18 protein-coding genes are annotated in these 19,201 nt (G+C 55.9%); 15 read left to right on the forward strand and 3 right to left on the reverse strand.

Going from position 1 to position 19,201, the window contains the following annotated elements; translation table 11 throughout:
- Positions 1 to 60: 60 nt before the first annotated feature.
- The 4 genes from galE (at position 61) to rfbC (ending at position 4,279) form a co-directional block, all read left to right on the forward strand.
- Complete coding sequence (gene galE / locus CU041_RS10655) at positions 61 to 1,056, forward strand: UDP-glucose 4-epimerase GalE (protein ID WP_101246865.1); 996 nt, start codon at positions 61 to 63, stop codon at positions 1,054 to 1,056.
- 89 nt (positions 1,057 to 1,145) lie between these two features.
- A complete protein-coding gene (locus tag CU041_RS10660; protein WP_101247045.1) occupies positions 1,146 to 2,351 on the forward strand; it encodes a polysaccharide pyruvyl transferase family protein in 1,206 nt (401 codons plus the stop codon).
- A gap of 86 nt (positions 2,352 to 2,437) precedes the next feature.
- Positions 2,438 to 3,631 (forward strand): hypothetical protein, encoded by a 1,194-nt coding sequence (locus CU041_RS10665; protein WP_233433081.1) that lies wholly within the window; start codon positions 2,438 to 2,440, stop codon positions 3,629 to 3,631.
- A gap of 6 nt (positions 3,632 to 3,637) precedes the next feature.
- Positions 3,638 to 4,279 carry a dTDP-4-dehydrorhamnose 3,5-epimerase gene (gene rfbC, locus CU041_RS10670; protein WP_101246866.1) on the forward strand — a complete coding sequence of 214 codons (642 nt, stop codon included), beginning with the start codon at positions 3,638 to 3,640 and terminating at the stop codon, positions 4,277 to 4,279.
- Between the two features lie 361 nt (positions 4,280 to 4,640).
- Here rfbC and CU041_RS10675 read toward each other — a convergent pair whose 3' ends face one another.
- From CU041_RS10675 to uxuA, 3 genes are read right to left on the reverse strand one after another with little or no spacing between them, the layout of a single operon-like run.
- Entirely contained in the window at positions 4,641 to 5,546 is a 906-nt protein-coding gene (locus CU041_RS10675) for a sugar kinase (RefSeq protein WP_101246867.1), read from the reverse strand.
- Positions 5,543 to 6,997, reverse strand: coding sequence for a mannitol dehydrogenase family protein (locus tag CU041_RS10680; RefSeq protein WP_101246868.1), 1,455 nt, complete (start codon positions 6,995 to 6,997; stop codon positions 5,543 to 5,545). Before CU041_RS10680 ends, CU041_RS10675 begins: the two co-directional genes overlap by 4 nt.
- 3 nt (positions 6,998 to 7,000) lie before the next feature.
- Positions 7,001 to 8,218: a mannonate dehydratase gene (gene uxuA / locus CU041_RS10685; protein ID WP_101246869.1), complete on the reverse strand. Its 1,218-nt coding sequence runs from the start codon at positions 8,216 to 8,218 to the stop codon at positions 7,001 to 7,003.
- 127 nt (positions 8,219 to 8,345) lie between these two features.
- Between uxuA and CU041_RS10690 the strand changes: the two genes are divergently transcribed.
- From CU041_RS10690 to CU041_RS10740, 11 genes are all read left to right on the forward strand, one after another.
- Positions 8,346 to 9,056, forward strand: a complete 711-nt coding sequence (locus CU041_RS10690; RefSeq protein ID WP_101246870.1) for a GntR family transcriptional regulator — start codon at positions 8,346 to 8,348, stop codon at positions 9,054 to 9,056.
- Positions 9,057 to 9,082: 26 nt separating this feature from the next.
- Entirely contained in the window at positions 9,083 to 10,057 is a 975-nt protein-coding gene (locus CU041_RS10695; protein WP_101246871.1) for a TRAP transporter substrate-binding protein, read from the forward strand.
- A gap of 57 nt (positions 10,058 to 10,114) precedes the next feature.
- The gene (locus CU041_RS10700) at positions 10,115 to 10,624 is read left to right on the forward strand and encodes a TRAP transporter small permease (protein ID WP_101246872.1); all 510 of its coding nucleotides are present in this window, start codon (positions 10,115 to 10,117) and stop codon (positions 10,622 to 10,624) included.
- A complete protein-coding gene (locus CU041_RS10705) occupies positions 10,621 to 11,895 on the forward strand; it encodes a TRAP transporter large permease (RefSeq protein WP_101246873.1) in 1,275 nt (424 codons plus the stop codon). The genes CU041_RS10700 and CU041_RS10705 overlap by 4 nt, the downstream gene beginning before the upstream one ends.
- 6 nt (positions 11,896 to 11,901) lie before the next feature.
- Positions 11,902 to 12,945, forward strand: coding sequence for an L-idonate 5-dehydrogenase (locus CU041_RS10710; RefSeq protein ID WP_101246874.1), 1,044 nt, complete (start codon positions 11,902 to 11,904; stop codon positions 12,943 to 12,945).
- Positions 12,946 to 13,526: 581 nt separating this feature from the next.
- Positions 13,527 to 14,528, forward strand: a complete 1,002-nt coding sequence (locus CU041_RS10715) for a TRAP transporter substrate-binding protein (RefSeq protein WP_170310195.1) — start codon at positions 13,527 to 13,529, stop codon at positions 14,526 to 14,528.
- 78 nt (positions 14,529 to 14,606) lie between these two features.
- Positions 14,607 to 15,098, forward strand: coding sequence for a TRAP transporter small permease (locus CU041_RS10720; protein ID WP_101246876.1), 492 nt, complete (start codon positions 14,607 to 14,609; stop codon positions 15,096 to 15,098).
- A 3-nt stretch (positions 15,099 to 15,101) separates the two neighbouring features.
- Entirely contained in the window at positions 15,102 to 16,397 is a 1,296-nt protein-coding gene (locus CU041_RS10725) for a TRAP transporter large permease (protein ID WP_101246877.1), read from the forward strand.
- A gap of 27 nt (positions 16,398 to 16,424) precedes the next feature.
- Positions 16,425 to 17,453, forward strand: a complete 1,029-nt coding sequence (locus CU041_RS10730) for an NAD(P)-dependent oxidoreductase (RefSeq protein WP_233433082.1) — start codon at positions 16,425 to 16,427, stop codon at positions 17,451 to 17,453.
- Positions 17,450 to 18,301, forward strand: coding sequence for an amidohydrolase family protein (locus CU041_RS10735; RefSeq protein ID WP_101246878.1), 852 nt, complete (start codon positions 17,450 to 17,452; stop codon positions 18,299 to 18,301). The genes CU041_RS10730 and CU041_RS10735 overlap by 4 nt, the downstream gene beginning before the upstream one ends.
- A 37-nt stretch (positions 18,302 to 18,338) precedes the next feature.
- Complete coding sequence (locus CU041_RS10740) at positions 18,339 to 19,082, forward strand: FadR/GntR family transcriptional regulator (protein WP_101246879.1); 744 nt, start codon at positions 18,339 to 18,341, stop codon at positions 19,080 to 19,082.
- Positions 19,083 to 19,201 lie beyond the last annotated feature (119 nt).

Consider the following 19,201-nt stretch of genomic DNA (forward strand, 5'->3'; position numbering starts at 1 on the left):
CAGCTACTTTCAAAGATCAGCCTGATGAGCAACAGGCAACATCAATAAGGAGACACGGCAATGACTGTACTTGTAACAGGTGGCGCAGGATATATCGGTAGTCACGCAGCACTGGCCCTTCTCGATGGTGGGCGCGATGTGGTTGTGCTTGATAATCTAACGCAGGGACATCGATGGGCAGTACCAGCCGGGGCAGCCTTTGTTGAAGGTGATTGCGGCGACGAAGATCTGGTGCGTCGCATTATCGATGAACATGACGTAACAGCGATCATGCATTTCGCCGGGTCGATCATTGTACCGGACTCGGTCATCTATCCGCTGGAATATTACCGCAACAACACGGTCAATTCGCGCGCGCTTTTACAGGCGGCCGTCGATAGCGGCATCAGGCATTTCATCTTTTCTTCGACTGCGGGCGTTTACGGCGAACCAAATGCCACCCCGATTAACGAGGATTTCGCGCTCAAGCCGATCTCGCCTTATGGCACCTCAAAGATGATGACCGAAAAGATGTTGGCTGACGCGGCAATTGCCCATGATTTCAATTATGTCGCGCTGCGCTATTTCAATGTTGCCGGGGCCGACCCCAAAGGCCGTGCGGGCCAAACATCGCGCAAGGCAACCCATCTGATCAAGATCGCCAGCCAGACCGCAACGGGTGTCCGCCCGCAAATGGCCATTTATGGCGAGGATTACCAAACCCCGGATGGCACCTGCATTCGCGATTACATCCATGTATCCGACCTCGCCAACGCCCATGTCCTTGCTCTTGAATATCTTGAGCGCGGTGGCGAAAGCGATGTGATGAATTGCGGCTATGGTCGTGGCTTCTCGGTACGTGAAGTGATCGGTGCGGTCAAAAAGGTTTCCGGTGTCGATTTCAGCGTTGATCTGGCAGAACGCCGCCCGGGTGATCCGCAATCCCTTGTCGCCGGTGCCGATCGTATTCGTGAAAAACTGGGCTGGGTCCCGGTTCATGATGATCTCGAAGTCATCGTCCGCCATGCCCTTGATTGGGAACAAAGCCTTAAAACACGCGAAGTCAACGCGGCTTAGGCACATATCGCAAGACCTGCATTACCAAACACGAGCAACGGTTCGAACCAACGTCAAAAATGACACGAACCACCAGCAGGAGACACATGATGGAACCGAAACTCCCTACCGGGGGGCGCAAGCCGCGCATTGGCGTGTTGATGCCTGCGGGCCGCGTCGAAGGCAATCTGGGTGTTGTCACCCACACCTATAATGCGCCCGAAAAGGCAAAGACGCTTTTCACCAATATTGGTGACTGCTTTGTCTATGACTCGTCGCTGCGCATCCTTGATTATTCGGAACTATTCCCGATTTATGTGCCCGCAGACGGCAATCTGTCGGAAACCCAGATCGAAAAGATAAATCAGCTTGATTACATCTTTTTGCGCGGGTCGAACTATATCAACACCAACGGTCAATGGGACCCGATCACAACGGTTCTGGAAAAGACCAAGGTGCCGGTGATTGCCTTTGGGATTGGCGTTCAGGTACCCGACAATTCCGAACAATATGTCAATGACTCAACCAGACGGTTCTTGCAGCTTGTCGCAGACCGTTCGGCATCAATTGGCGTGCGGGGCAATCTGTCAAAGAAGGCGCTGAATTCGATCGGCATCAGGAACGTTCGCATTTTTGGCTGCCCGACTGCATTCCGCCATTGCAAACCGGAACTGAAATTGCGCCGGGTGGATGCATCATCGATCAACAGGCTTGGCTTTACCCTGCGCCGCAAGACACACGGTTTCCAGACACAGCAACGTTATATGTTGCGCACCCTGGCCGAACGCTATGACACCGAAATCCTGTGCGCGGGCGAACTTGAAGAAAAGCAGATCTATTACGCGCGCTCCAAACAGGTCGAAAATGACACATCTGTCATGGCCGGCGCGATCAAAAAACTGACCGCGGAAAAGTGGATTTACGGTCCAAGCGATCCGCTGGTCGAACTTTATAAATCATCGCTTTCGGTGTTTGAAAGTGTCGCGGATTTTGAACGTGCCGAACAAAATCTGGATGCGGTGACCGGATATCGCCTGCATGGCAATTTGCTGGCCCTGGCCAACGAAGTTCCGGCTCTTTATGTCACATATGACACGCGCACCCGCGAATTTGTCAGAACACTTGGCATTCCGTTCGTTGATGGTCGCTATATGGACAAATTCTTGTTCGAGGAAGCCTGGGACAAGGCCGATTTCGACTTGTTCGAAAAGACCTATCAGAAGCGCTTCGGTGATCTGAAAAACTTCCTTGAAGAAAACAGCATGGCGCACCGTCTGGGCAGTACCCCGGCCCCATATGTCGCAGAAGCGGCGTGACCTTGCTGTGTCTGGTGCGTGGCGGCCCCCAGTAACGCCACGCACCAAATTTCCACATTCCACTACCAACCGTGACGGGTAAGACATTGCAAAAGCGGCACTTATCAAAACGCATCACCGGACTGTCGGCATTCCTGATCGGTTTGGCGGTCGGGGGAATGCTTGGCTGGAACCCGGATTTACGGGCCGCCGAAGTGACCGTTTCGGGGCCGGAAACCGTCATTTTTGATAGCGATGTCACCGGGTGTGACAACCATCATCTGCCAGATTCCCCGGCCCGTGCCTTTCGCAATGATCAGGGCAAAATGGTTCTGTTCGCGCCGAACTTTCAGAACCGCGCTTTTGTCGGATATGGCTTTAACAGCCTCAAGCCCGATTGCGACAGCCGGTTCAAGGCAGCGGGCAAGGCGGTGCCGGAACTTCTTGATGACCGAACCTGGCTTCAGGCGATCTATACGCGCGACGGGCGCAATGTCTATGCGTTAGGCAGTGCCAGTTTCATGCCCTATCGCCATGATATGCCCTGCAAGGGGGGCACCAAACGCACCGATTGCTGGATCAACGGTCTGGTCACACTGAAATCCGGTGACGGGGGCAAGACCTTTGAATATCTGGGTAATCCGCCCCGTCACGCGCCGTTTCCGCCGCCACAAGCCTATCGCGATGATCGCACGCGCGCGCCAAGCTATGTCACGGTCACCAACATCATTTCCTGGCAGAACTACTATTACGCCATTGTCTGGCGTCGGGCGGATAACTGGGAAGAATCGCGCAACTGTCTGGTACGGGCGCCGATTGATGATCCCAAGCAATGGGACGTCTGGAACGGGTCGGATTTTGAACGGGCCGCAACCCTGACCGATCAGGGATGGTCGGTTCGCGAAACCGAATGTGCGCGCGTCGGGCCGGTTGGTGTGTCATCGATCCGCGGTTTGGTTCGCCATGAAGCCACCAACAGTTTCATCACGGTGTACCTTCACCGTATTCGCAAAAAGGGCGAACCCGACATCGCCGGGTTCTTCTATTCGACCTCGACGGACCTGAAAAACTGGTCCGAGCCCAGGCTGCTCTATCGCCAGCCGCTGAGGCGTGATGCTGGTGATGGCGACCCCTTTGCCGCCTATCCATCCATTATTGATGAAGACAGCACAGACCGTTTGTTTGGCACGGTTGATGACAATGCATCCCTTGTTTTCGTTCGTCTTGTGCCCAAACCCTACAAGGACCGGTGGCGTGTCCCGCGCCAGTTGATTCGTGTTCCGATCTCGATCAAGGAGTAATGAACAATGACTGTGGAATTTGACGAATTTGATATCGAAGGTCCGGTTCTGTTTATCCCCACTAGGCATCGGGACAAGCGCGGTGTTTTTGCCGAAACCTTCCGTCATGATGACTTTCGCGAAGTTGTCGGGGATATCGATCTGGTACAGGAAAACCAGTCGATCAGTGTTCCGATCAACACCATTCGCGGTCTGCATTTCCAAACCAGCCCCTATGCCCAGGGCAAGCTGGTCCGCGTCACAAAAGGCGCAATCCTTGACGTTGCAGTCGACATCCGACCACGGTCGCCAACGTTTGGTCAGCATATCAAGATCGAACTCAGCGCGGAAAACTGGTACCAGCTCTGGATTCCGGATGGCTTTGCACACGGCTTCAAAACCCTGCAACCCGACACCCACGTCATGTACAAGGCCTCAAACTATTACAGTCCGGAACATGATCGCGGGATTGCCTGGAACGATCCGGATCTTGGCATCGATTGGCAATTGTATGGTCAGCAGGCGGTCATTTCCGACAAGGATCGCCAACATCCAGGACTGGCCGATGTCGGGCCGGAGACCCTTGGTCAAATACCACCAGGCCATGATTTCGCAACCGTCAGTCTCAGCCGGGCAAAGGGTGCGGGCTTTGGTGCCGCGCCACAATGAACGGACTGACTGGATCGACTGGATTGGGTGCGCACGGTTTTACACATCATGTCTCCCTGGCTGATGCGTCCTCAGTCCGGAAACGGGTCCGATATCGGACCCGTTTCTTTGTCTGAAAGATGATGCAGGGTATCTTGCCAATCACCTCAAACACCCGCCGACAGGGATGCAGGCAATGTCTTTGTTGCCATCTTCGTTGATGGGGCAGATATCGCACCCACGCTATCCGATGGCTGCCAGAACGGTGTCGATATTCGTGCGGTATTCAAGCCCGGCGTCACGGCCGCAATAGTGCCCCGGTACCCGTCACGCCAAAGCTGTTCTCTTTGTCCACCAGCTTTGGCCGACTTGTCCCAGCGAATTAACCCTGGTTCCTGAGCAACGCGCCGTGTGTCTGGATGACCTTGGCCGACAGGGCCTGTCCGTGGCGCACGGCATCGGCTGGTTCAGCGCCGCCAAATCGGGCGGCCAGAAATGCGGCGTTAAAGGAATCACCTGCACCTGTCGCATCCACCACATTTGAAACGCCCGGCGTATCAAGGCTTGTCGCCTGACCATCTTGCAGGAAATGGCATGGACCACTGCCATTTTTGACCACGACCTCGCCCACGCCAAGGTCGCGATATCGCGCGACTGTTTCCTGTGGTGATGCATCCCCGAACAGGGCCGCCTCGTCATCAAAGCTTGGCAGAATGATGTCTGAAAGGGCCGCGACCTCTGACAATACCGTTTTGCAAATGTCGCGATCTTCCCAAAGGGCCGGGCGGATATTGGGGTCAAAGGCAATGCGGGTATGTGCCGGTTGCTGTTTGATGATCTCAATTAGCGCGGCCCGGCTGTCCGTATTGAGGATCGCCAACGTGATCCCCGAAAGATAAATCACATCCGCCCCCTCGCATCCGGTGCGAAGTGCGGCGATGTCATCGGCCATTTTGCGGGCGGCGGAATTTTCCCGCCAATACGTAAAGACACGATCCCCTTTTTCCTGATCAATCAGGTAAAGACCCGGACGATTTCCGGCCAGGCGCTGGATGGCGCTGGTATCAATCCCGGCATCGGCAATGAAATCGGCAATGCGTCGGGAATATCGGTCATCGCCCAGGGCGGTGACATAGCCGACCTGCCAGTCGCCCGGATCGGTGGCATTGCGGAAATGCCAGGCGGTATTAAGGGTATCGCCGGCAATCCCCATTTTCCAGTTGCCATCACCGCCGCCCGACATTTCGATCATGCATTCGCCAATGGCGACAAACCGTTTTGTACTCATTGGCCAAGCTCATGGCGGATGGCGGCGTCGGCACTGTTGGTTAGCAACATCACAAGACGGCTGATTACCGCCTTGCGCCAGGACGCATCCTCACAAAGCTGTCGGGGCATCCATCCCGGAAGACCTGCTAGCCGGTCATAAAGGTCTGCCGCATCTTGTACGCTGCCGATGCGTTCGGCAATTTCGTCTGCCCGCGGATCGTCGGGCAGGCGGCTGTTTTCACCGGGGGTGGCCGGATTGATCTGGCCTTGCACAAAGGCAATCCAGGCTGCGAAACACAGCGCGAATGTGCCGCGATGGCGGCTGTCGGCTGCCAGATCACATACCGGGGCAAAGATGCGCTGCGGCAGTTTTTCGGTCCCGTCCATGGCGATCTGGCGGGTTTCATGGGCGATTTCGGGGTTGCGGAATCGCTCGGTCAGTTCCGCGCCATAGCGGGCAAAATCAATCCCGGTCAATGGCGCCATGGTCGCAGCCGCATTTTCCATATGCCGTGCGACAAGACCGGCGAAATTGTCATTGGCCATGGCATCACGGACATAGCGATACCCGCCAAGCTGCCCAAGATAGGCAATCAGCGAATGACTGCCATTAAGCATGCGAAGCTTCATGTCCTCGAACGGTTCGACATCGGCCACAACAATCGCACCGGCTTCTTCCCAGGCGGGACGACCATCGGGGAAATCATCCTCGATCACCCATTGCGAAAAGGGCTCGGTTTCGATCGCGGCCGGGTCGTCGACACCGGTCAGGGTCTTGGCATCGTCATATGTGGCGGTGGTTGATGCCGGGGTAATACGGTCGACCATGGTGGAAGGGAAGGACACATTTTGTGAAATCCAGTCGCCCAGTTCCGGGTCGATCCGGTTGGCAAAATCAATCACACCGGCACGCAGCAACTTGCCATTGGCCGGAAGATTGTCACAGGACAGAACCGTGAAGGGCCGCATGCTGGCATCCTTGCGGCTTTTCAGTCCGGCCACAAGAATCCCGACCAGTCCCGACGGCCTGTCGGGATGGTCCAGATCATGACGGATCGCCGGATGATCGTTCTGAATTCGGCCCGATTGCCGATCAATGCCATAGGCCTTTTCGGTCACCGTGATGGTCACAATCCGGATCGCCGGATCGGCAAGGGCCGCAAGAACCGGCATGACATCGCGCGCCGCCGCAATGGCGTGCGACATGCTGGTGATCCGGCGGGCTTTTGGTCCATCGGGATGACGTTCGATCACCGTAAAGGCGCAATTCTGTGCATTCAGCGCATCGACAATGTCGGTGCTGCGCAAACTGACCCCGATAATGTGCCAGTCGCCACCCTTGGCCGCCATGGCGGCATCGGTGTAAACCGCCTGATGGGCCCGGTGGAACGCGCCGATACCGATATGAACGATGCCTGATTTGGCCAAGGCATCTTGCAACGCCATCTCCGACAAGCCGGACTGTGTCATCCCTTATCCCCCAAGCTTGTCAAAGCGTGCCGACAGGGCGGTCATCACACCGCGCAATTCAGCCAGGCCTTTCAGGCGTCCGATTGCCGGATATCCCGGCTGTCCCTTGCGGTTAAGGTCATCAAGGATGTCATGGCCGTGATCGGGGCGCATCGGAATGTTCCAGTCCGCACGACCGGCTGCCTTGCGCGATGCTTCTTCACGCAGGATCTGCTCGATCAGGGCAACCATGTCGGTATCGCCATCCAGATGTTCGGCTTCATGGAAGCTGCAAGGCAGGCCTTCGGTTTCGCGCTTGGTATTGCGCAGATGGATGAAATGAACCCGTTCGCCCCAACGCTTCATCATGCCGGGCAAATCATTGCCCGGATGGACGCCAAGCGACCCGGAACACAGGGTAATGCCGTTTTCCGGAATATCGACGGCCTTCATGACAAAGGCATAATCCTCTTCGGTCGACATGATGCGCGGAAGACCCAGCAACGCAAAGGGCGGATCATCCGGGTGGCAGCACATGCGAATGCCGACTTCGCGCGCGACGGGCACCACTTCCTCAAGAAACGCCACCAGATTGGCACGCAGCGTATCGGCATCAATATCGGCATAGGTCGCAAGAAGCTCGCGCAGATCATCAAGCGACAGGTTCTCGACCGATCCGGGCAGGCCAAAGGCAACGGTCCGTTCCAGTTCGGCGCGGCGCGCGTCGCTCATGGCCTCAAAGCGGGTCTTTGCCTCGGCAATGATGTCGGCACCATAGTCATTTTCGGCACCGGCGCGCGCCAGGATGAACAGGTCAAACGCGACAAAATCAAACAGGTCAAAGCGCATGCAGGTCGCGCCATTTGACAGCCGCCAGTTCAGATGGGTGCGCGTCCAGTCAAGAACCGGCATGAAGTTGTAACAGACGATGCTGATGCCCGATGCCGCCAGATTGCGCAGGCTTTCCTTATAGGCCGCGATATGGTCGCGCCACGGGCCGACCTGGCGTTTGATCGATTCGGAAACCGGAAGACTTTCAACAACATCCCAGGTCAGACCGGACGGTGCGCCATCTTTCATGGTCGCGATTTCGCGATGGCGTTTGGCAATCTCGTCGGGTGTCCAGACCGCACCGCTGGCAATGTGGTGCAGGGCGGAAACCACGCCATGCGCCCCGGCCTGGCATATATCGTCAATGCTGACCAGATCGCGCGGTCCGAACCATCTCCAGGTTTGTTTCATCTGTTTCTCTCTGTATTGGCATGGTGTTATCAACACCGACTATAAAGAACGTGAAGCGTATCACGCTACAATTTTGTTGACTAGTATGGTAGTATGCATTAACGATCAGGAAGGCAAGGAGAGATTGATGGGTGATCCTGAACAAAAGGACTGGGAGATAACGCAAGATCAGGCGGTAGGCCCGCAGATCCATCGCATTATTCGCGAACGGATCGTGTGTACCGACCTGCTGCCCGGCGTGCGCCTTTCCGAAGCCGAACTCGCCAAACATTTCAATGTCAGCCGCCAGCCGGTGCGCGAAGCCTTCATCAAACTCGCCGACGAAGGACTTCTCGAAGTTCGCCCGCAACGCGGAACCTATGTTCGCAAAATCTCGGTTGCGGCGGTTCTTGATGCCCGTTTCGTCCGCGAAGCCATCGAAGCCGACATTGCGCGTTTCGTCGCCAAAGAACCCGATGACGCCTTTCTGGCCCGGCTTGAACAGTTGATCGCCGACCAGCGCAAGGCCATGCAGGGCGATGCGCGCTCTTTTCTGACACTCGATCATGATTTCCATCGTTGCCTCGCCGAAGCGGCGGGCAAGACCTATGCCTGGAAGGTGGTCGAGGATGTGCGCGCCCAGCTCGATCGGGTGCGCTACCTCAGTTATTTCCAGTTCCCGATGAATGAAATCATCGAGCAGCACGTTCGAATTGTTTCGGCAATCCAGTCACGGGATTGCGAAGCCGCCAGTGCAGCCATGCGTGAACATCTTCGCGAAATTCTGCATACGCTGCCTGATATTGCCCGCTCCAGAACGGAGCTTTTTGACAACGCCAGTACCGCGTTGTCGCCCTAAGGCATCAACCGAACAGGGAGGAAACGATGCTTAAAAAAACGACCAAGAAACTGATGCTTGCCGGCGTTGCCGCCATGATGATGGGAAGTTCCGCAATGGCTGCGGAAATGACCCTCAAACTCGGTCATCTCGCCAACGAGCAAAATGCATGGCACAAGGCCGCCGTGAAGTTTGGTGAAGAACTGTCGTCTTTGACCGACGGTCGTATTGATGTGCAGGTTTTCCCCAACGAAACCCTTGGCAAGGAAATCGACCTGATCAACGGCATGCAGCTCGGATCGGTCGATATGACCATCACCGGTGAAAGCCTTCAGAACTGGGCACCGATGGCAGCCCTTCTTGCTGTGCCTTATGCCTATCCGACGCTCGAAGATATGGACGCCGTCGCCAGTGGCGAAATCGGTGACCAGATCGAACAGCAGATCATCGAAAAAGCCCGTATCCGCCCGATTGCCTATTTCGCCCGTGGTCCGCGTAACCTGACCTCGAACCGCGAAATCAAAAGCCCGGATGATCTGAACGGCCTGAAACTTCGCGTGCCGAACGTGCCGCTTTTCGTTGATGTCTGGAAATCGCTGGGCGCACAGCCGACCCCGATGGCATTCTCCGAAGTCTTCACCTCGCTTCAGGCCGGCACCATCGATGCCCAGGAAAACCCGTTGGCCCTGATCGATTCCGCAAGCTTCAACGAAGTTCAGAAGTTTGTTAACAAGACCGAACATGTGCGGTCCTGGATCTATCTGACCATTTCCGAAATCACCTGGAACAAGCTTTCGGATGCCGACAAGGACGCAGTCATGGAAGCCGCGAAACGCGCGCAGGCCTTTGAACGCGACCTGTTTACGGCCGATGAAGAACGCCTGACCAAGGAACTTCAGGCCAAGGGCATGACCTTTGTCGATGTCGACACCCAGGCCTTTGCCCAGAAGGCAAAAGACGCTGTTCTTGCGAATGTTTCCGACGAAATCCGCCCGATCGTCGAAAATCTTTTCGCGAACTGATTGCTGCCGGTCCGGTCGCCATAAAGCGACCGGACCTTTCTTCGACGGGGACGTAACGTGCTTTTTGCCAGACTATACGCATCCATCATTGCCCTGTGCCGGATCGGAACCGGGGCCGCTTTCGGCATTCTGATTTGCACGGTCCTGATACAGGTCTTTTCCCGAACCTTCCTGCCCAGTTCACCGGTCTGGACCGAAGAACTGACACGCCACACATTGCTGTTTCTGGCGGCCTTCGGGGTGGGGTTGTCGTTCCGTAACGGCGAACTGGTTAATGTCGACATTGTCTGTGAAATGCTGCCGCTTCGGGTTCAGCGTGCCCTGACATTCATATCGGCCGCGATCACCGCTGCCTTCTGTCTGATCTTGCTGTCCCCGGCCTGGATGTTTGTGTCAATCGGGGTGCTTCAGACCTCGCCCGCCCTGGGTGTGCGCATGGATTTCATTCACGCCACCGTTTTCATTCTGCTTGTCGTGCTCGGCCTGTTTGCAGTGCTGCGGATGATACGGATCATTGCCGGTGTTTCTGACGGCAAGCCCGAAGATACGACAAAGGACTTCCCATGAGCCTCGCAATTCTATTTGGCGTTTTTGCCCTTGGTCTGATCATCGGTCTTCCGGTTGCTGTCACATTGGGCCTGTCATCGCTGTGCTATCTTCTGCTCGAAGGCATCCCGCTTGTCGTGATCCCGCAAAAACTGTTTGCCGGGATGGATGTGTTTGTTCTGCTGTGTATCCCGGGCTTTATTCTGGCCGGTAACCTGATGAATGGCGGTGGCATTACCCCGCGCATTGTGCGATTTGCCAATGCCATGGTCGGCTGGATGCGCGGCGGGCTTGGCCTGACCAACGTTACCGGATCGATGCTGTTTGGCGGTATTTCCGGAACCGCGGTTGCCGATGCCGCCTCCATCGGCGGGATGATGATCCCGGGCATGGTGCGGGCGGGCTATACCCCGGCATTTTCGGCGGCCGTCACTGCCGCATCCTCGACCGTTGGTCCGATCATTCCGCCCAGCATGCCGATGATTATTGTCGGCGCGCTTTCGGGCATTTCGGTTGGCAAAATGTTCATTGCCGGTGCCATTCCGGGCATCCTGATGGGGCTTGCGATGATGGTGACCTGCTACATCATTGCCGTGCGCCGCAATTTCCCCCATCAGCCCTGGCAAGGGTTCGGTGAACTGGCGCGGTCCTTTGCCGGTGCCTTCTGGGCGCTTGCCATGACGGCACTGATTGTTGGCGGCTTGCTCAGTGGCATTGTGACCCCGACCGAAACCGCGGTGATTGCCAGCCTTTATGCTCTGATTGTCGGCTGTTTCATCTATCGCGAATTGCCGTTGCGCAAGGTGCCCAAAATCATCATCGACAGCGCGGTGACGGCTGCGGCCATTCTTGCACTGGTCGGTCTTGCCAATGTGTTTGGCTGGATTCTGGTGTCTGAACGTATCCCGCAAATGATTTCCGATGCGGTCCTGTCTGTGACCGACAACAAATATGTCGTGATCCTGCTGATCAATCTGGTGTTGCTGATTGTCGGCATGTTCATGGAAACGATCGCGGCCCTGATCATTCTGTTTGTCCCGCTTCTGACGCTTGCGACCAATGTTGGCGTCGATCCAATTCATTTCGCGGTGTTTGCGGTTCTGAACCTGATGATCGGTCTGACGACGCCGCCGGTGGGCATTTGCATGTTCATCTGTGCCAATATTGCAAAGGCACCGGTCACCACTGTCATCCGGGCGCTGGCGCCGTTCCTGCTGACCAATATCGCGATCCTGTTTCTTGTTTCCTACATTCCGGCGCTGTCAACCTGGCTGCCGTCCCTGATGGAGTAACTCTTTATGCAAACCCGTGTTTGCCGCCTTTACGGTCAGGACGACCTGCGCATTGAAACCGAAGCAACGCCGGACCCGGTCGGGGACGAAGTTCTGGTCCGTGTCGGGGCTGGTGGTGTCTGTGGATCAGACATGCATTACTATTTCGAAGGCGGGATCGGTCAGATCCGCGTGCGCCAGCCGATCATCCTTGGCCACGAAGCCGCCGGGACGGTTGTTGCCTTGGGACCGGATGCAAGCGGCCTGACGGTCGGCCAGAAAGTGGCGATCAATCCAAGCCACCCGTGCGGCAGCTGCTCCTATTGCCAGAAGAATTTGCAACAGCATTGCCTGAACATGAAATTCTTCGGATCGGCCATGCCGATGCCCCATATCCAGGGCGCATTCCGGGATCTGGTCAATGTGCGCCAGGACCAGTGCCTTGCTGTTGGGGATCACACCGATATCGGGGCTGCGGCCTGTGCAGAACCGCTTGCGGTCTGTCTGCATGCGGTTGCCCGGGCGGGCGATCTTGCGGGCAAGAAAGTCCTGATCACCGGGGCGGGGCCGATCGGAACGCTTTGTGCGGCGGCGGCCAAGGCCGCGGGTGCCAGCGAAATCGTCGTCACCGACCTACAGGATTTCGCGCTTGATGTGGCCCGCAAAATGGGGGCGACCCGCACGATCAATATCGCCAAGGCCACTGATGAACTGACCCCCTATGAACAGGACAAAGGCCAGTTTGACGTCTGTCTTGAATGCTCGGCCGCGCCAGCCGCCCTGCGCACCGCCATCAGCACCCTCCGCCCGCAAGGCATTCTGGTGCAGGTCGGTGTGGCCGGTGAAATGCCCGTACCGTTCAACCCGCTGGTCGCCAAGGAAATAACCATCACCGGTACCTTCCGCTTCCATACGGAATTTGCCCAGGCCGTGGCAATGATTGACAGCGGCGCCATCGACGTCACCCCGATCATCACCCAGACCTTCGCGCTTGAAACCGCCAAAGAAGCCTTCGACATCGCCCGTGACCGCAGCAAATCGGTCAAGGTCCAGCTGTCTTTTGCCGGTTGATCTGACGGCAATCGGTCCCAGGTGGCGCGATCCCGGATTTGCATGCGGCATTTCATGCGGATGGCGCCATCAATGCCTTGGATGATGCCCCAGACCGGACATACCAACGTCAGGAGGATACCGGTTTCGGTGTCCTCCTTTTTTTGATTTTGATCCCGTCTCGAAGTGCAGACTCGCGATGATGCGCGGCTTTTGGATGTCAAAAGGCACCGCCGGATGATCCGGTTCGGCTGAATGATTTTGGCTTTTGAGCATATGCACTTTCATGATCCGTTCCCGGAGCCGTGGCATTCAAAATTCCGATAAGCTGTTGATATTAAGCACATAAATTAGGGCGCCATCATCGGCCGTTTTGACTCTCTGTCACCGGAACGGATCGTAGTCCTGTCATTTTAGATGTTAATAAAAATAACAACTTTGTTTACATCATACATAATATGTATTAACTATTCGGACAGAAACAGAAGATGAGTCGCCACCGCCGGGCGTCCCCGCCTTGCGTCACCATGACTTCGACCCTGCTTTCTCTAAAGAACCAATTAAGCAAGTCCCCGGCATCGTTCGGGGAAGGGAGGAATTCAATGAAAATCTCGAAAAATGCCCGGCGCATTGCCGGTGCGTGCCTGATGACCTGTGCCAGTTTTGCGCTTTCCGGCACGGCCTTTGCCCAGACAACCATCAAGATGGCAATGTCTTCTGTTGCCGATCTCGAAAATGACAATGGCATGACCGCCTGGATCATGCAGAACTATGTCAACAGCCACTCTGACAATCTGAAATTCGAAGTCTATGGTTCAAGCGCCCTTGGCGGGGATCAGGACGTGCTTCAGGCGATGCAGCTTGGCGCGGGTGCGACCATGCATGTTGGCGGCACTGCCGTTTATAACAGCATCGTACCGGTTGGCGGTGTGCTCGATCTTCCTTTCCTGTGGCAGGACTTTGACCATGTGGGACGGGCGCTGGACGGCGAACTTGGCGCCAAACTCGAAGAAAAATTCGCTGAATCCGGCTTCAAGGTTTTGGGCTGGGGATATAGCTGGGGCTACCGCAATGTCGTGACCAACGGCAAGGCGATTGAAAAACCCGAAGACATCAAGGGCTTGAAAATCCGCACCATCCAGTCCCCGGTTTATGTTGCTGCTCTGAATGCGATGGGGGCAAATGCCACCCCGATGGCTTTTGGTGAAATCTATACCGCCCTTCAGACTGGCGTTCTTGACGGCTTTGAACATGCCGCATCCATGGTCTATTCAAGCAAACTTTACGAAGTCAGCGACCATGTTGCTTTGACCCGTCATCTGTTCGGTCCGACAGTTCTGACCTATTCGCTGACCCTTTGGAACCAGCTGTCCGAAGAAGACCAGAAAGTTCTGACCGATGCCGCGCATTTCGCGATCGAGGTTAACCGTGCCATGGCTCCGGTTCGTGAACGTAAAGCCCTTCAGCAGCTTGAAGATGTCGGGATGACGATCACCAATGTGGATACCACCCAGTTCCAGAAAGATGCGGTTCCGCTTCAGGACGAACTGGCGGCCGATCTTGATGCGACCGATCTGCTCAAATTGATCCGTGACACGAAATAACACTATCGGGCCGGCATTGCGAAACGGATGTCGGCCCGACCGTTTCATCACGACTGATCGGAAAAAGGCTACTGCGATATGACACGGTTTTGGGCGGTCATCGACCGTACGGTCGAAATGGCCATTTTTGTCATTTTCCTTGGCATTGTGATTGTCGGGACAATGCAGGTTTGCAACCGGTTCTTTTTGAACCTGTCCCTGAGTTGGAGCGAGGAACTCCAGCGTTATGGCCAGATCTGGATTGTATTTCTCGGGGTTCCCGTCGCATATCGATATTGCGCACATATCGGGATGGAAACGCTGACCGATCTTTTGTCCGAACGCGGAAGAGCAGTGTTTTTCGCCATCGTTGATCTGCTTTGGATCGTGCTTGCCATCGCGCTCATTTCCGGAACAGTCGAACTGTCGCGGTTCCTGCAATTGCAAAAAAGCCCGGGCATGGGGTTACCCATGCATCTTGTCTATGCCGCCATTCCGATCGGATCGGGCTACATGATCATCATCGCCCTGCGCAGGTTGTTTGCCTTCCTGAAACACGGCCCGCAGTTTGATTCTCAGATTCGGAATTAACCAATGCTCATAGGTCTTTTTGTCGCACTTCTCCTGATGATCTTCATGGGAATTCCGGTCATCCTGTCGCTGGGGCTTGTTGGCCTGGCCGGGATTCTGATGGTGCCGGAACTTGCCTTGCCGCTATATCCGCAAAAGATGTTCTCAAGCCTCGACAGCTTCAGCCTGCTGGCCATGCCCTATTTCATTCTGGCGGGCGAGTTGATGTCGCGCGGTGGCATCAGTCGCAAGCTGGTTGATTTTGCCGAAACTGTTGTTGGTCATATGCGCGGCGGCCTTGCCCAGGCAAATATCGTCTCGTCGATGATTTTTGCCGGTGTGTCGGGTTCCTCGACCGCTGATACCTCTGCGGTCGGCTCGGTCCTGATCCCGGCGATGAAGGAAAAAGGCTACCCGGCCGGTTATGCTGCGGCCATCACCGCCACCAGCAGCACCATCGGTGCCATCATCCCGCCCAGCATGACGATGATTGTCTATGGTGCGCTTGCCAGTGTCTCGGTCGGCGGTTTGTTCCTGGCCGGGATTATTCCAGGCATTCTGATCGGACTGGCTTTGATGTCGGTTGTTTATCTGCATTCGCTTTCTCCCTCGCGTCACCCTGAATTGCAGAAATCCGGTCAGAAATTCTCGTTCAAACGCTGCTTGCGCTCGCTTGTCGATGTCTGGGCCGCCCTTGTTGCCCCGCTGATCATAATTACCGGCATTCTGGGCGGGGTCTTTACCGCCACGGAATCAGGTGTTGTCGCCTGTATCTTTGCCTTCCTGGTCAGCTTCTTCATCTATCGCACGATCAAGCTGCGTGACCTGCCGCAAATCTTTGTTCAGGCCGCAGTCACCACATCGATGGTTCTGGGCATCATCGGCATCGCCAGCGGCTTTGGCTGGTTGCTGTCCTATCTCAATTTCAATCAGATGATCCTCTCGGCAATCATGTCAACGACACAGGATCCAACAGCGGTCTTCCTGTTGCTGGTTTCCGTGATGCTGGTCCTGACCATGTTTGTCGACAGCATGGCAGTGCTGATCATCACCGTGCCGATTGCCGTTCACATCGGTCACGCGGTGGGTATCAATGACCTGCAGCTCGGCCTCGCACTGGTGATGGCGACCCAGATCGGGTCGACGACGCCCCCGGTTGCGGTTTTGCTGTTTGTCGCATCAAGTATCGCCAAATGCCCCTATGGCGAAACCATGCGCTATTCCTGGAGTTTCATTGCAGCCGAAGTCGCGGCCCTGCTGCTGGTCATTTTCTTTGAACCGCTGACCGTAGCAATACCGTCCTATGTTTTTGGCCGATGATCAGGCAGTTCGCCTTTCTGAAAGAAGATGATGTTTCGTATTTTTCTAACGCACACCCCTGATAGTCTGCCCTTGCTGTTTCCGCCGCGCGCGCGGGCCGAACTGGAAAAACACTGCACACTTGTCATCAATCCGACAGGCAAAGTGCTGAAAGGTGCGGCTCTTGCTCAGGCGGCCGCCGGATGTGATCTTGTGATTGCAGATCGGCAAACGGCTGTGGATCAGTCTTTCTTCACAACGGCAACCGATGTTCTGGCTGTCATGCGCTGTGCGGTGGATATCAGCACGATCGATGTTGATGCCGCCACGGCAAACGGCGTTCTGGTGACGCGATCCATCCCGACCTTTGCCACTTCGGTTTCCGAACTGGCGCTTGGTTTCATGATTGATGGCGCACGCGGGATCAGCCGGTCTGTCGCGGCATACCGCAACGGCGAGGTGCCCGATCCTGGCATGGGTCAGCAACTGTCGGGCAAAACCCTCGGGATTTGCGGTTTCGGGGTGATCGGCCGTCAGCTGGCAATTTTGGGACGGGCATTGGGAATGAACGTGATCGTTACCGATCCGGCCCCCCATCCGATGGCCGAGAATATCAAAAATGTGCCGTTTGACACCCTGGTCGGGTCGGCTGATTTTATCGTCTGCCTGGCGCCTTCAACCCCGCAAACCTTTGGCATGTTTGGTGCCCGGGCATTTTCGCTGATGAAGCCCGACGCAATGTTCATCAATCTTGCCCGCGGCGAACTGGTTGACGAGGTCGCACTTGAACAGGTCCTTGATGCCGGGCAAATCGCATGTGCTGCGATGGATGTGGGCAGCGCACATGATCAGCGTCCGGCAACCCGTCTTGCCGGTCGCAGTGATGTCATTGCAACGCCGCATATTGGCGGACAGACCCCGCAAGCAAGCGAAGGCCAGGCGATGCATGTCGTCTCTCAGGTTTTGCAAATCCTTAACCGGGAAATCCCGGACGAAGCCGTCAATCGCGCTGCTGCCACCAGATTGCAGGCCCGCTTTATGACCTCCGATACCCCTTCAGACAGGAGCACAACATGACCAGCGACCTTGTTGTACCCCTTGGTGCCTGCGACACGCATGTTCATGTCTATCGCAAAGGTGCGAAAACCATTCCCAATGCAATCGCCGCCCCCGAAGAAGACGACGTTGCCCGCTATCGGGCCGTGCGTGATGATCTTGGTCTGACCCGTGCTGTTATTGTACAACCCACTGCCTATGGCACGGACAATTCTGTAACGGCGGACGGGATCAGGGCTCTGGGACGTCGCGAAACGCGCGGTGTGGCTGTTGTCGATGACAAGGTAAGCGACACTACATTGCAGTCCCTGACAGATGCGGGATTTTGCGGTGCCCGGTTTCAGATGCTTGCCGGGGGCATCATCCCGTGGGATCAGCTCGACCGGATCGCCGAGCGGGTCCATGGTTTTGACTGGCACGTCCAGTTGCAGCTTGATGGGCACAACCTGCCCGATCGCGAGTCCCAGATTTTGTCCTGGCCGGGGCAGATCGTCATTGATCATATCGGCAAGTTCCTTGATCCCGTGGGTCCGGATCATCCGGCATTCCGCTGTTTGTTGCGCCTTGTCGATACGGGCCGTGTCTGGGTCAAGCTTTCCGCCCCGTACGAGGTTTCAAGGGTCGGAGAACCGGGATACAATGATGTTTCGGCACTTGCATGTGCGCTTGTTGCCCATGCCCCTGACAGGATGCTTTGGGCGTCGAACTGGCCCCATATCATGACGACGCCGCGCCCCGAAGATCGCAAGATGTTGCAATTATTGAAAAAATGGGCACCTGATGCGGCCTTGCAACGCCGTATACTTTGCGAAAACCCGCAAAAGGTTTATGGATTTGAACCTGTTGTGGCGGATGCCGCACCGGCATGAGATCAAAAATTAAATCGAAACCGGAAGACATATCTTTATGCACGTGACAGACCAGCAAATCCGAACCCCGATCCGCTCGCTTCATACCGAAGCAGTCGAAGTGATCGCGAAATGGTTGATGAGCGGGCGCTATCCGGTGGGGGCGATCCTGCCAAACGAGACGGAAATTGGCGAAGAACTCGGCATATCGCGCACGGTGGTTCGCGAAGCAACCCGGACCCTTGTTGCCAAGGGAATGCTTCAGGTCCGGCGCAAAACGGGTACGATTGTCCGTCCCCTGTCGGACTGGAGCCTGTTTGACCCCGAAGTTCTGGCCTGGCGTTTCCGCTATAACCGTGACACGGTTTTTGTCGATGACATGACCCAGTTTCGGGCGGCGATTGAAACGATTGCCGTCGAAATCTGTGCATCAAATCCGAATTTCGACTGTTCTGTGCTTTATGATTGCTGTGACGCCATGGAGGCGGCATTGAACGGGGAGGGTGACTGGTTTGTCGCCGATCTTGCGTTCCATCGTCACCTTCTGGAAGGCACGGGCAATCAGTTCATTTTACACATGCAGCCGATGCTCGATAACTTCTTTGACGCGATGCTGTCGCCCGAAGTCCTGCTGCCTGAAAACATGCGGATCACCTTGCCCTATCACCGGGCGATTGCCGATGCAATTGCCGCTGGCGACCCGGTGCGTTCGCGTCAGGCCATGCTCCAGCTGGTTCAAAAAGGACGCGAGGATATCCTCAACCGGATCGAAGCCGCCGCAAAGGATGCTCCCGAGAAATAAGCCCATCCTCCCGACGCGCTCGTGTCGGTAACTGTCCTGTCTGCTGCCTGCCGGAATGCCACGTATATGGTCGGCAGCAGGCAGGACATATTTCGCCTGCAAAACCAGCGGTTAAAGTA

Source organism: Thalassospira povalilytica, assembly GCF_002844235.1.
GTDB lineage: Bacteria > Pseudomonadota > Alphaproteobacteria > Rhodospirillales > Thalassospiraceae > Thalassospira > Thalassospira povalilytica.

Coding starts and splice junctions, on each gene's coding strand:
- CU041_RS10715 (WP_170310195.1), top strand. CDS start 13,527: ATGAAAATCTCGAAAAATGCCCGGCGCATTGCCGGTGCGTGCCTGATG.
- CU041_RS10675 (WP_101246867.1), bottom strand. CDS start 5,546: ATGAGTACAAAACGGTTTGTCGCCATTGGCGAATGCATGATCGAAATG.
- rfbC (WP_101246866.1), top strand. CDS start 3,638: ATGACTGTGGAATTTGACGAATTTGATATCGAAGGTCCGGTTCTGTTT.
- CU041_RS10710 (WP_101246874.1), top strand. CDS start 11,902: ATGCAAACCCGTGTTTGCCGCCTTTACGGTCAGGACGACCTGCGCATT.
- CU041_RS10690 (WP_101246870.1), top strand. CDS start 8,346: ATGGGTGATCCTGAACAAAAGGACTGGGAGATAACGCAAGATCAGGCG.
- CU041_RS10720 (WP_101246876.1), top strand. CDS start 14,607: ATGACACGGTTTTGGGCGGTCATCGACCGTACGGTCGAAATGGCCATT.
- CU041_RS10695 (WP_101246871.1), top strand. CDS start 9,083: ATGCTTAAAAAAACGACCAAGAAACTGATGCTTGCCGGCGTTGCCGCC.
- CU041_RS10735 (WP_101246878.1), top strand. CDS start 17,450: ATGACCAGCGACCTTGTTGTACCCCTTGGTGCCTGCGACACGCATGTT.
- CU041_RS10730 (WP_233433082.1), top strand. CDS start 16,425: ATGATGTTTCGTATTTTTCTAACGCACACCCCTGATAGTCTGCCCTTG.
- CU041_RS10725 (WP_101246877.1), top strand. CDS start 15,102: ATGCTCATAGGTCTTTTTGTCGCACTTCTCCTGATGATCTTCATGGGA.
- uxuA (WP_101246869.1), bottom strand. CDS start 8,218: ATGAAACAAACCTGGAGATGGTTCGGACCGCGCGATCTGGTCAGCATT.
- CU041_RS10740 (WP_101246879.1), top strand. CDS start 18,339: ATGCACGTGACAGACCAGCAAATCCGAACCCCGATCCGCTCGCTTCAT.
- CU041_RS10660 (WP_101247045.1), top strand. CDS start 1,146: ATGGAACCGAAACTCCCTACCGGGGGGCGCAAGCCGCGCATTGGCGTG.
- CU041_RS10680 (WP_101246868.1), bottom strand. CDS start 6,997: ATGACACAGTCCGGCTTGTCGGAGATGGCGTTGCAAGATGCCTTGGCC.
- galE (WP_101246865.1), top strand. CDS start 61: ATGACTGTACTTGTAACAGGTGGCGCAGGATATATCGGTAGTCACGCA.
- CU041_RS10705 (WP_101246873.1), top strand. CDS start 10,621: ATGAGCCTCGCAATTCTATTTGGCGTTTTTGCCCTTGGTCTGATCATC.